This is a genomic window from Desulfuromonas acetoxidans DSM 684 (genome assembly GCF_000167355.1).
GTDB classification, from domain to species: Bacteria; Desulfobacterota; Desulfuromonadia; order Desulfuromonadales; family Desulfuromonadaceae; genus Desulfuromonas; species Desulfuromonas acetoxidans.
Window position 1 is genome coordinate 16616 of sequence record NZ_AAEW02000026.1, and the last position, 12827, is coordinate 29442.

Here is a 12827-nt window from a genome sequence, read left to right on the forward strand (position 1 = left end):
TCCTTTATCTTCGTGACAAATTTTCAAAACCAGTGTTTCGGATATTTCCGGTGATAAACCAGATTGTTTGTTATGAGAGCCGTCAACAGCAGGATTAACGCTCCGAGGAGCACGGGAATAACAATATATTCCGGCCCTGCGCCTCCTTGCACACCGATCAAAGCCGTGGCACCTCCCGGAGGATGCGTTGTGTGGGTTACGTTCATGACAAAAATAGCTAGCCCAACGGCCACGGCAATGGCAAGTTGGCCGGTACCCAAAAGCGCTACCACACAGACGGCAACCACAGCGGAAACAACATGTCCGGCAATCACGTTACGCGGTTGCGCCAAAGGTGAGTCTGCAGCGCCGAATAAAAGAACAGCAGAAGCTCCAAAGGAACCAATCAGCAACGGAAAATCCAACAGATCGGTAAGCCAAAAAATGACCAAAATACCGAACGTCCCACTAAGGAAGCTCCACAAGGAATCGTGAAATGTCATCGAAGAGCGTGGCCCCACCAGAGGCGCATGGCAACGCTTAGGAAGACGCTTCAAGCAATTCGGTACCAGCATGTGGCGTTTCATCAAAATTGCGTCATGTCTTTTCGTCACGGTTGTTCCTTTCACAGTGAAGTGTTTGCGCGTGCGTTTAGCTCCTTGCTACAACCATACCGATCTGTAAAGAAACAGCTCACCTCCGCAGGAACTTAAAAATTCCTACAATTTTCCTCATGAATACAGGAACTTGCAACGAAAGAAAAAAATATCTACGTATTATATAAAAGCTTGATCTCAATCACATAGATATGTCACGATGCCTAAAACGTTACGGATCCGTAACGTTTAAAAAGAAAATTTTGCGGAGGATTCTTTGGACTCTTTTGAGATGATGGATATTTCTGTTTTTCAGACCATTTTAGCAAGCATGGGAGAGGGGCTGGTTTTTGCTGATCAGGATGACACGATCCGCTTCATCAATGCCGCAGCCGAAAAGATCCGCGGTATCCGCGCGCACAAATTTCTTGGTCGACAACTTTTGGATATGCACACCCCGCGAGCCAGAGCGCCCCTATCCCAATTGTTAATCAAGTTGAAGAAAGGCGAACTTAATCATTCCACGCGTACGATTCGAGTGAAAAAAAAATTCTTTGAAAATACCTACTACCCAATCCGCAATAGCTCTGGAGTTTATACCGGCACTTTGATGGTCAGCCGAGATGTCACTGAAAAAAGCCAACTAAAAGATGAAAACGAGAAATTACGTCGCCAGCTTCTGGCCGGAGAGGGCCTTGCCGGAATGATGGGCAAAAGCGCTGCAATGAAAACCGTCTTCAAGACCATTTTGGCGACAGCCAAACTTGATTCCACCATGTTAATTACCGGCGAAAGTGGTACCGGCAAAGAACTGGTTGCCCGGGCGTTACATGAATTAAGCACCAGAAAAAACGGACCCATGATTAACATCAACTGTGCCGCGCTTCCAGAGAACCTCCTTGAGGCAGAACTCTTCGGCTATGAAAAAGGCTCGTTTACTGGAGCAGGTCAGGCGCGTTCTGGTAAATTTGAACAAGCCGATGGTGGCACCCTCTTTCTGGATGAAATTGGCGAAATGTCCTTGTCCGCCCAAACAAAACTACTGCGGGTGTTACAAGAAAAGAAGGTGCAACGGATCGGGGGAGAAAAAGAGATCCGTATCAATGTTCGTATTGTTGCGGCCACCAACAGAGATTTGCGTGAAGAGATGGAAAAAGGCCATTTCAGAGAGGATTTGTTTTTCCGACTCAATGTCATACCGGTTCAACTACCACCGCTTCGGGAACGACGTGAAGATATTTTGCCGCTAGCCAATCTTTTTCTCGCTAAATTCTCCACCGCGATGCATAAACCCCTGAAAAAGATGCGTAAAGAAACCATCCAAGCACTTCTGCGCTATCCTTTCCCTGGCAACATCCGTGAACTTGAAAATGTTTTAGAACGCGCAGTAGCGCTTTGTCAGGATGGCGACCTCGCTCCTGAAGATTTACCGGATGAAATCACGCGGACCGCCGCCACTGTTTCACAGGGGGCAGCCCTTATGGACGAGGGACTGACAGTGACTATGCAACACCTAGAACAGCAGATCGTTAGCGACGCTATACGCCGAGCGAACGGCAGAAAAAATGAGGCGGCAAAGCTGTTAAAAATATCGCGAAAAACATTGTGGGAAAAACTGAAAAAATGGCAAGAAACGTAACGATCTCCACCCACCACGTTACGTTCTCGTAACATTCCATAAACAGCAACAGACTCAACCTTTCCTCAACCGCAAGAAAAAAAACGTTTAATTTTCAACAACATTCCTTACCGACCTTAGTTTTGGCACGCCCTATGCCAGTGGGACCAACAACAGAATCAAGCTGCACGTGGAGAGAACCACCACGTTTGCTGTCACCCTTGCCCATCAAGAAAGGTCCGGAAGCATGCCTAAGAAACATTTTTTCAGTGCCAGATTACGCGTATCGCTATTCCTTTTGTTTCTGCTCTCTGCCATCATGATTGCTGTGAATGGCAACACAATAACGTCAGTCCATAATGCTCGTGGAATTCCAACAAAAGGCCTAACAACTATTGAGCTTGGAAAAACCTACCCAGCACAATATGAGTCTTGGAAAGCCACAGCCGAGCCAACGCCTGCGGCCAAAAGTAAATATAAGCGTGGCTATGACACAGACGGCATCCTTTACAGCAAAATTGATGAGTACCCCTACTTGGCTTTGTTACTGAATGGCTGGGGGTACGGAGCTGAATTTACCGAACCACGTGGGCATGTGTACATGATTGAAGACCAAGTGGATATTGAGCCAACCCGTCTCAAAGCAGGCGGCTCGTGTTTAAGCTGTAAAACACCATATGCCCAAGATTTGCAGACTGAATTGGGTGAGGACTACTTCAAAAAATCGTATGCTGAATTACGTGATGATATCCCGGCTCAAGACCAATTATTGGGAGTGACTTGTGTTGATTGTCATAACACGGACGATCTGTCTCTCAAAATCTCTCGCGGTTTTACTCTGGGCAAAGCCCTGCCCCAGATTGGAAAGCAACCGTCCGATTTATCCAATCAGGATAAACGATCTCTAGTGTGTGCACAGTGTCACGTCACCTACACCATGCCGAAAAATGCGCAAATGAAGACAACAGATGTTCTTTTCCCATGGTCAGGGAGCCAGTGGGGAAACATCAGTGTTGAAAACATTATTGCCACGATCAAATCCGATCCCACCTATAAAGAGTGGACACAAAGCGTGACGGGATTCAAACTTGGCTTTGTGCGTCACCCGGAGTTTGAATTTTTCTCCAAAGACAGTCCACACTGGCAAGCTGGTTTATCCTGTGCAGACTGCCACATGCCGAGTACAGATGCAGCGGACCAAACAATTTCCGACCATCGGATCATGAGTCCGTTAAAAAACGACCTAACAGCTTGTGCGGCCTGTCACACTGAAGAACCCAATAGCCTGCGGGAGATGGTTTTTGCCATTCAGGACAACACGGCAACGGCAATGATCAACACAGGCTACGCCCTGGCTGGGGTGGCAAAGCTTTTTGAGCTGGCTCATCACAGCTCCGCAGCAGAAACCATTACCACCACTTCTCTCTATCAGCAGGCAAAAGAGGCCTACGAACAGGCTTTTTACCGCTTGATGTTTATCCAAAATGAAAACTCCACCGGATTTCACAACCCGCCGGAAGCTACTCGCATCCTGAACGATACCGAAAAGTACACAAATACTGCAGAACGCTTACTCCGTGAGGCCATCATCACATCAGGAATAACGATTCCAGAGATTGTTGATTTGGAGTTGGACCAGTACCTGTATAACCGTGGAAATAAGAAACTGAACTTCAACCCCAACATGGAAATTGTACTGCCACAGACACCTCATTATCCCGATAGCCTGTCGGAAGAGCCCCATCAAATAACACATCCGTCTGCGAACGCTGCATTGCCACAGTAAAAAAACTAAGACACCTAATTTTAGAAAAGGTATCCCCACGTCGTTGGGGATACCTCACGAATTGACACGATTAGGTTTGGATATAAAATTCTTTGGGGAGAGTTTGAATAAACTGTCCGCCATCATCCATATGTAATTTTTTTGATTTGTATCAATTTCTTCTTTTTCTATTTGCGTCATAATGGCCTCAAGAAACGCCGATGAAGGATAACACGTAACAACAAAACGTATCCTTAACACTCAATCAAACCAGGAGAGAATCACATGAGTATGTTTTGTTTTCAATGTCAGGAAGCCGCGAAAGGAACCGGTTGCACCATCGCCGGCGTCTGCGGAAAAAAAGAGGACACCGCAGGACTGCAGGACCTATTAGTCTACAACTTGAAGGGTTTGGCCGTTGTCGCTGAAGAGGCAAAATCACAGAACAAACTGGACGAGTCCATCGGCTTGTTCATCTGCCAAGCCCTGTTCGCCACCATTACCAACGCCAACTTTGACAACCAGCGCATCAAAGAACTCATCAAGACCACCATTGCCAAGCGGGATGCCCTGAAACTGGCCATTGGCTTCAATAGTGATGCCAACGTCACCAACTGGAACGGAACTGAATCCGAGTACGCTGCAAAAGCGGCGCAGGTCGGCGTCCTTTCACAGCCCAACGAAGACGTACGCTCATTGCGTGAATTGCTCATTTACGGCCTGAAGGGCATGGCCGCCTACACGGATCATGCGGCGATGTTGGGTTTCCAGAATAACGATATTTATGAATTCATGATTTCAGCACTGGCCGGCACGACACGCGAGCTAAGTGTCGAAGAAATGATTGGCCAGGTTCTTAAATGCGGAGAAGTAGCCGTGACAGCCATGGCGTTACTGGACGAAGCCAACACGTCAACCTATGGCAATCCGGAGATCACCAAGGTCAATATCGGGGTACGCAACAACCCCGGCATTCTCATTTCCGGCCACGACCTCAAAGACATGGAAGAGCTGCTTAAGCAGACCGAAGGTACCGGCGTTGATGTCTATACGCACAGCGAGATGCTGCCGGCCAACTATTATCCAGAATTCAAGAAATACGATCATTTTGTTGGTAACTATGGCAATGCCTGGTGGCAGCAGGACAAGGAGTTCACTTCTTTCAACGGACCGATTCTGATGACAACCAACTGCATCACTCCGGTCAAGGACGCCTATCGAGACCGGATCTACACCACCGGCATGGCCGGCTGGCCTGGAGTCACCCATATCGCGGAACGCCCAGATGGTGGCAACAAAGATTTCTCCGAGATCATCGAGAAAGCGAAAAGCTGTCCGGCTCCGGTGGAGATTGAAACCGGGGAAATTGTCGGAGGGTTTGCTCACGCCCAGGTCATGGCTCTGGCAGACAAAGTTGTTGACGCGGTTAAATCGGGAGCCATCAAGCGTTTTGTCGTCATGGCGGGATGTGATGGTCGCCATACCAGCCGCAGCTATTTTACCGAAGTTGCCCAAGAGTTACCACAAGACGCGGTTATCCTAACCGCCGGGTGTGCAAAATACCGTTACAACAAGCTTGATCTCGGGGATATCGGCGGCATTCCCCGTGTGCTTGATGCCGGTCAGTGCAATGACTCATACTCTCTGGCCTACATCGCACTGAAGCTTAAAGAGGTCTTCGAACTCGACGACATCAATGACCTGCCCATTTCCTATGACATCGCCTGGTATGAACAAAAAGCCGTCGTCGTGTTGCTGGCGCTGCTTCATCTCGGTGTGAAACACATCCGCCTCGGACCGACATTGCCAGCATTCCTGTCGCCCAATGTCGCCAAGGTGTTGGTCGAAAATTTTGATATCAAGCCGATCGGTGAGGTTAAAACTGATGTCGCCGCGATCATGGCTGGAAAATGAAACTTAAGCGAACATAGTTAACATAAATCTTGATTAAGCGGGCAGCCTAGGTTGCCCGCTTAATCAAGATATTGGTAGCACCCATTGAATTATTTTTTAGAAACAACCCACAACGAACTAAATATCGTTATAAAAAGACAGAATGTATAGCCTTCCAGTTATCTTCTCAGACCTGCTTTTCATTCCGTGAGATAGCAGTAGGTCCTCTAAACTATCGCGAGGCGACCGACTCGGCGCTTTGATCCTCCGCCACCCGTCCTGTGTATTCGGTAATGCCATTTAATCCGCCACCCATTGCTTGGCAAAAAACAACAGTGTTGACCAGCCGTTTCGCCTGGCCTTCTGTCAGATCGAGTTCGGTTTGAAGCCGTTGCTGCTGTGCGATAAGCAGATCGTAATAGCTTGCAGTTCCAAGCCTATACCGACGCTGTGTCGACTCTAGAGACTTCCCTGAAGCGGAATCAGCGGCAGAAAGAGCCTCCAGCCTTTTTGAATCATTCTCCAATGCCCTCAGTACATCAGCTACGTTGCGAAGAGCTTCCAGAACAACGGACTGGTAGTTTGCAGCAGCCGCATCGAAAGCGGCGAGAGCTGCTCTCTTTTCGGCGGGCAAGCCTGGATTGAACAGGGGTTGTGTCAGCTGCCCCACCAGACTCCAAACAGCAGAACCACCGCCGAATAACGCACCGGTCGTCAGTGCCTGCGATCCAAGATCGGCACTAAGGTTGAGTTGGGGATATAGTTTCGATATTGCGACCCCGTATTCTGCATTAGAGGCATGCAGCAACGCTTCAGCACCGAGAATATCCGGCCTTGCACGCACCAGTTCAGAGGGGATTAACAATGGCAACTCCGGCGGCAAGGTGAAATCCTCCAAGGTAAACGACGGCAACAAACTCTCTCCTGGAGCTTTACCCACAAGAACGGCCAAAAAATGTTCGTTTTGTTGAAGTTGATAACGTAACGGCGGCAGTTTGGCGCGCGTTTGCTCCAACTGTGTCTGCAGGGCTAACGCATCGTCCGGTTCTCCATGACCAAGACGAATGCGTTCCCGGGTTAGTTCGAGTTGGTTTTCCTGCGACTTCAAGATGTTTTCTATAATTTCAGTCTGCCTTTTCAGGCTTGCCTGAGTGATGGCCGTTGTGACGATATTTGCCACCAATGTCAAACGAGCACCTTCCAATTGAAACTGCTGATAATCGCTCCGGGCAGCCAGAGCTTCCAACGCCCTACGATTTCCCCCGGCCAGATCAAATGTATAGCGAACACCCACGCCAGCGTTGTAGAGACTGAATTCCCGTGCTTCTCCGGTTTGTCCTAATGTTCCAGGATTGAAGCGTTGGCGCTGGCCACCCAAGTTGCCCTCTAATTGTGGATAAAGCGTCGAACCAGCCCTCGCCGCGTAAAGTTCCTGAGCCTGACGCAAATTAGCCTCTGCCGCCATCAGGGTTGGATTACGTTCCAGGGCCTCGCTGATGAGCATGTCTAGTTTGTCGGCACCCATCGCTCGCCACCAATGTTTTGTTAGTCGTTCTGCCTTAATAATGTTTTGTGGATCACCCAGCGTGGTAGGGGAGGAATTCAAATTCGTAGCCAGCGGGGTGGGAGTATAACCAATCACATCAGGGGGTGCCGGGCGCTGGAAGTCAGGCCCAACAGCACATCCTGCCAACGTCAGAAGACACATTCCTATTAGAGCATAATGAACAACCATATTATTATTTCCCATAAAAATGCTCCTTGAATGTTTTTCTAAAACTCTGGTGACAAGCGAGACAACTTTTTTGGAGTGTTGCGAACTGTGCTATCACCCCTTTACCGTCTTTTCTCATGGCGATTTCTTCTAATTCCTTTGCGGCTTGATGTGTCTGCTCGTCAAAACTTTTGAATTTGCTCACATTGGAACCTGCAAAACCTAAAATGCGCATCTTCTCTGCTATCGGCGGCTGTGGATGGTTGGCAATCTGCGACGCAGTTCCCGCCACCTGTTCCCAGTCCTCTCTGTAAATGGCATCAGTCACTATCTGCATGTTATTGCTCAATTCCTGCATGATATTTCTCAGCGAGAGCGCTTTGACTGCACTATCGTTCTCTTCGGCCCACGTTGCAGAACTGATTGCGGTTACAATAGTCATGAGCACAACCAATGCGACTCGTTTAAGCCAGACGACTTTTGTCATTCTGAATACCTTTCTGTATTGATCTCATTCGAAACCACGTCCTTCGCCTTCTTCTTCATAGGTTACCCCGTCACGGATGTGATATATGCGTTTGAAGGTGGGAATGATTTTTTCATCGTGGGTGACGACAATAATGGCGGTCTCGAATTTTTTGGCCATATCGTTCAAGATCCGGATTACGGCCAGGGCGCGCTCACTATCAAGCGGAGCGGTCGGTTCATCGGCCAGTATTACCGGGGGACGATTCACCAAGCCACGTGCAATAGCCACTCGCTGCTGTTCTCCACCAGAGAGTTGAGATGGCATGGCCTTGGCGCGATGCTCCACATCAAGCGCTCTAAACAATCCTATTGCCCGTTTACGCGCTTCGGCATTTGGCATTCCCGCCAGCATGGGCAGAAGGGCGACGTTGTCGGTGACGTCGAGGAAAGGAATCAGATAAGGTGCTTGGAATACAAAGCCTATCCGGTCCCGCCGCAAGGCACGAAGATCTTTGACCTTCCAGCCGTCATCATAAATGACGTCATCTCCGAGTATCATTTTTCCGGCGGTCGGCTCGATCACCGCTCCCAAACATTTAAGGAGCGTGGTTTTGCCAGATCCAGAAGGACCTATCAGTCCAACGACCTCGCCCGGCGCAACGTGCATGTCGACGGTCTTTAGGGCATCAACGGCGGTATCGCCACTTCCATAACGTTTTTTTAACCCCTGGATACGAATACCTTTAGCAGTCATGTCAGCCCCCTATGGCTTCGGCCGGATCGACTCTGAGCGCGGCACGAATGGCGATAATGCTCGACAGTACGCAGATCATAACCACGGCGATAAAACCCATAACGGAGTCGAGTGGTTGCAGCAGCACATATTTGGGAAAGATTGGCGCCATCAATAACGTTGCCGAAATCTTACCCACCACAAAGCCGATCAAACCTAAAGCGATGGACTGTTGCATGATCAAACCGACAATGGTGCGATTTTTAGTGCCGATCAGTTTCAAGACAGCAATTTCACGAATTTTCCCGAGTGTCAGGGTGTAGATGATGAAGGCCACAATGGCGGAGCTGACAATCGAAAGGATCACCAGAAACATGAAGATCTGTCTGGCGGAGGTCGCGATCAGCTTACCAACCAAAATCTCCTCCATCTGGCTGCGGGTATAGACGGTTAAGCGCTTCCAGCGGCGGATCGACTCAGCGACTTCTTCCGGGGCATGACCTGGTTCAACCCGCACCAAAACCGCATTGACGTAGGGGTTGGTGCTTTGCGAAGCAATAACCGCATCGAGCAAACCTGGCACTCCGGGCCGGTTGAAAGCAGGGTTTTCGGCCGTGCGTCGACGCTGCTCTCGGATGGCGTCATTATCCTTGAGAAACTGTGCTTCCTGGGCATCTTTAAGAGGAATGAACACCATTGGGTCGCCATTGGAAGAGACCATCCTTCTGGTCAGGCCGACTATAGTATAGTGATTGCGGCGGATCTGGATACGGTCGCCAAGTTTAAATCCGGAAGCGATGTCGGCGACGGCCTCGTAATGGCTCCGAGTAATCTGGCGACCCGCGACTAGATAGGGCGGCCACCCGGGTGTCCCAGGTTCTCCAGAAGTGACGCCAGTGACCATGGCACGTACGTCACCATCTTGTTTGCTCACCTGCATGGTGAGATAAGTGATGTTCGCTGCCCGCTCCACTCCCGGCATGCCTTGCATCCCTCGCCAGATATCATCGTAGAGACTTGATGACTCAGCGTAGGGACCAAGAGTGTCCTTCTGTACAACCCAGAGATCAGCACCGCTATTGTCGAGCAACACTTTGGCATCATCCACCATGCCACGATAAATTCCTGCCATAGACAGTGTGATGCCGATGAGTAGCCCAAGACCTATACCGGTAAAGACAAACTTACCCCAGGAGTGCAAGATGTCGCGTCCTGCCAAGCTGATCATTGCGTCACCCCGGGGATATGGTCAACGACGTGAATTCGGCTATGCTCATTCAGGGCGTTTTCGCTGTAGGCCACAACTTGGTCACCAACCTTGAGCCCTTCTCGTATTTGAACACGACCCTCCAAATCGGCAATCCCCAGTGAAACTGCTGTAAAGTGAAGATCGCCATTAGTGACCTGCCACACGCCCAATTTGCTACCTATATGATGGATAGCGGCATTTGGGACAACCGGTGTTGCCGCAAGAGTCGGTAAGGTAATCGTGATTTCGGCCAATTCACCGACAGGTGGCAACGGATCAGGGATTTGATCAAAGACAACCTTGGCTAGTGTTTCCTCCGTTACCGCGTCTGCCAGGGGTTCGACTCTCAGTACTCGTCCAGCCTGCAGCTCACCTGCCTGCGAACGTAATGTGATCTGGGCTGATAAGCCTGCTGCGAGACCTCGCGCACGAATTTGATCGAAACGGACATTGACCCACAGAGTACTCGGGTCTATCAGCTCCACGACAGACTGACCTGCAACCACGGTGGTTCCCGGATCGGCATCACGCGAAACGACCAAGCTGTCAACTGGCGCAATCAGAGACAAATTATTGCGCTGCGCCTCTAACGCCTCTCGTTCCGCTCGTACACGAGATAGTTCCTCTCGTGCCGCAGTCAGCCCTGCTTTCGCAACCAACAGATCTTGTTGTTTAGTGGCTACCACTTCCTCACTTGAGGAACGCACTTTAAGTAACTGCTCGTAGCGTAAAGCCTGTGTCTGCGCATAATCCTTACGCGCCTGCGCTTCCTTTAATTGAGCGTTTGCTCGTTTCAACGTGGCATCCTGAGCCCTGAGACGTTCATCAAGATCCACCGGGTCCATTTCGCCAAGCACTTGCCCGGCCTTGACACGTTCACCTACGTGTACGTCCAAACGTATGACCCGCCCCGCAAACGTTGGGCCAATTTTGTAGGTGTAACGAGCCTCAATGGTTCCGATGCCAAATAGTTTCGGTGAGATGCTCTTGTTCTCGACCGTGGTCAATACAACCGATACCGGAGCAAGTGGCCCCGAACGCAAGGCCACATAGACAAAAAGCGCAAGCAGAGGAACAAGTACAGCTATAAGGGCCAATGTACGTTTTTGGAAAGGCAATCTTTTCATGATACGCTCCCGATACCCCGTTGATATATTGCAAAAACTTTCGGTGCATCGCGACGCATATGGCTAACATCTCCAGCTATCAATGATTGCATGACCAATCCTTGAATAGTTCCGATGAAAAGCGTAGCCGCAGCCTCATTATCAAGCCTTACATCAAATTCACCAGAGACCTTTCCTTGTTCAAATAAACGGTTGAGACGCTCCCCATAACGACGGATGAGTGCATGCACCATTCGTTTGGGTACGGTTTCTTCAGAGCGTTGTAATTCACCAAACAACATACGAGGAATACCGGGATGCTCTATTATAAAGTCCACATGCGCCATAAACATACTTTCGAGTGCGGCAAGAGGAGAGGGCTTTTCATAAACTGCTTTTTCGATACGTGACATCAATCGTTCGCTCACCCATTCCATAACAGCCTGTAAGATGGCATCCTTGTTTGAAAAATGACGAAAAAGTGCCCCCTGAGTCACCCCCATTCGTTTAGCTATGGAAGCCGTAGTAATTTCGCTCGGATTCTGCTCTCCCGCCAACTCGATTACCGCCTCTACCGTCACCGCCCGTCGTTCCTCAGCCGGAAGATATTTGCTTGATAAATTCATATAGCCCTCCAAAGAAAGATAGTAACCAATCACTATCTTTGCTCTGCAAAAACGATTAGTCAACTAATTTATAAAAGTGGTCAGCGCCATAGACTAAACAATCAGCGCCGCCAGCCTGGCTATTAAACTAGCTGCTCGTCCCATTAGAAGTATGTTTGCATAGCATGGAAGCATCCACTTTCCGCAGACAAAAGTGCCATTGCTATCGTGTTTTACACCTTCTCTTGCTCGTGAAAAAAACAATATTGTTGCCTTCCGCTCCGCATTGAAGTGGTGCGGAATTTAACGTTGGTTTGGCTCTAGCACATAAATTTTAAGACTGTCGAGGTATTCTTTGGTGGTAATTTTTTTCTGTTTAAGGATGTTTCTTGTAATGAACGGAAGTTGTCCTTAATAGGATTCTACCGATTGGGACAATTAGGAAGATGGGGGCTCAGGTCAGAAAAAAGCTGGCCTTAAAAGTAAACATCCCGGATCATCACCGTTTCAAGGGCGGGAGCGGACTACTGGGATACTGCATGTGGAAAGTAGAAAATACGGATAATAGCGTCAATCCTTTTCTTTCAATCAAAAAGTTAACTGTAGTTGCACTTAGACATGTCAATCCCAAGAAGCTAACAAAAATCAAACGTGCTTGAAAAAAACGTGCGATCAGATAATATTTGGGCATGATTGCGAATAACGATTCACAAAAAACAACCCCTCTTACCAAGCGCCTTGCCACAGCTATCAGACGTGAACAGATTGCTGAAACGTCTTTAAAGTTGATCAGCCTGCATGGACTGGAAGCTTTAAATATCGTGGCTATAGCAGAAGATATCGGACTTGCTCCTTCTGCGATCTATCGCCATTTCTCCGGCAAAGAAGAAATCCTTGAGTCTGTTAGCGGCTTACTTCAAGACCGCCTTTTAGGCAATGTCAGGAGGGTTTGTGCAGAAACAGACGATCCGCTCAAACGTTTGCACCTGTTATTACAGTCTCATCTCAACCTTGTGCTCAAGGGCAGCGGCATTCCTCGTTATGTGTTTGCCACGGGCTCGGAAGGTGTCAATCGACAAGAAAGTACGCTCTAAGCACTTT

At 49.0% G+C, this 12827-nt stretch carries 11 protein-coding genes; 4 read left to right on the forward strand and 7 right to left on the reverse strand.

All coding sequences use genetic code 11. The features are described 5' to 3' along the window. Positions 1 to 23: 23 nt before the first annotated feature. On the reverse strand, positions 24 to 482 hold the full coding sequence (locus tag DACE_RS15270) for an HPP family protein (protein ID WP_006002731.1): 459 nt from the start codon (positions 480 to 482) through the stop codon (positions 24 to 26). Between the two features lie 370 nt (positions 483 to 852). On the opposite strand from DACE_RS15270, the gene DACE_RS15275 reads away from it, so the two are divergent. The 3 genes from DACE_RS15275 to hcp all read left to right on the forward strand — a co-directional run bounded on the left by DACE_RS15275 (position 853) and on the right by hcp (position 5872). After that, positions 853 to 2214, forward strand: coding sequence for a sigma-54 interaction domain-containing protein (locus DACE_RS15275; protein ID WP_040365892.1), 1362 nt, complete (start codon positions 853 to 855; stop codon positions 2212 to 2214). A 226-nt stretch (positions 2215 to 2440) separates the two neighbouring features. Continuing rightward, a complete protein-coding gene (locus DACE_RS15280; RefSeq protein WP_006002732.1) occupies positions 2441 to 3979 on the forward strand; it encodes an ammonia-forming cytochrome c nitrite reductase subunit c552 in 1539 nt (512 codons plus the stop codon). Between the two features lie 264 nt (positions 3980 to 4243). After that, positions 4244 to 5872 (forward strand): hydroxylamine reductase, encoded by a 1629-nt coding sequence (gene hcp / locus DACE_RS15285; protein ID WP_006002733.1) that lies wholly within the window; start codon positions 4244 to 4246, stop codon positions 5870 to 5872. Between the two features lie 211 nt (positions 5873 to 6083). Here hcp and DACE_RS15290 read toward each other — a convergent pair whose 3' ends face one another. The 6 genes from DACE_RS15290 to DACE_RS15315 are packed head-to-tail and all read right to left on the reverse strand — an operon-like array spanning position 6084 to position 11747. Beyond that, positions 6084 to 7601, reverse strand: coding sequence for an efflux transporter outer membrane subunit (locus DACE_RS15290; RefSeq protein WP_040367726.1), 1518 nt, complete (start codon positions 7599 to 7601; stop codon positions 6084 to 6086). Then, the gene (locus tag DACE_RS15295; protein ID WP_006002735.1) at positions 7591 to 8052 is read right to left on the reverse strand and encodes a cytochrome c; all 462 of its coding nucleotides are present in this window, start codon (positions 8050 to 8052) and stop codon (positions 7591 to 7593) included. Before DACE_RS15295 ends, DACE_RS15290 begins: the two co-directional genes overlap by 11 nt. A 24-nt stretch (positions 8053 to 8076) precedes the next feature. Then, positions 8077 to 8787 (reverse strand): ABC transporter ATP-binding protein, encoded by a 711-nt coding sequence (locus DACE_RS15300; RefSeq protein WP_006002736.1) that lies wholly within the window; start codon positions 8785 to 8787, stop codon positions 8077 to 8079. Position 8788: 1 nt separating this feature from the next. Beyond that, positions 8789 to 9994, reverse strand: coding sequence for an ABC transporter permease (locus DACE_RS15305; protein WP_006002737.1), 1206 nt, complete (start codon positions 9992 to 9994; stop codon positions 8789 to 8791). After that, positions 9991 to 11142 (reverse strand): efflux RND transporter periplasmic adaptor subunit, encoded by a 1152-nt coding sequence (locus DACE_RS15310; RefSeq protein ID WP_005997852.1) that lies wholly within the window; start codon positions 11140 to 11142, stop codon positions 9991 to 9993. Before DACE_RS15310 ends, DACE_RS15305 begins: the two co-directional genes overlap by 4 nt. Next, positions 11139 to 11747, reverse strand: coding sequence for a TetR/AcrR family transcriptional regulator (locus tag DACE_RS15315; RefSeq protein ID WP_005997854.1), 609 nt, complete (start codon positions 11745 to 11747; stop codon positions 11139 to 11141). Before DACE_RS15315 ends, DACE_RS15310 begins: the two co-directional genes overlap by 4 nt. A gap of 668 nt (positions 11748 to 12415) precedes the next feature. Here DACE_RS15315 and DACE_RS15320 point away from each other — a divergent pair. Continuing rightward, a complete protein-coding gene (locus tag DACE_RS15320) occupies positions 12416 to 12820 on the forward strand; it encodes a TetR/AcrR family transcriptional regulator (RefSeq protein ID WP_050770046.1) in 405 nt (134 codons plus the stop codon). The last annotated feature ends 7 nt before the right edge of the window (positions 12821 to 12827 follow it).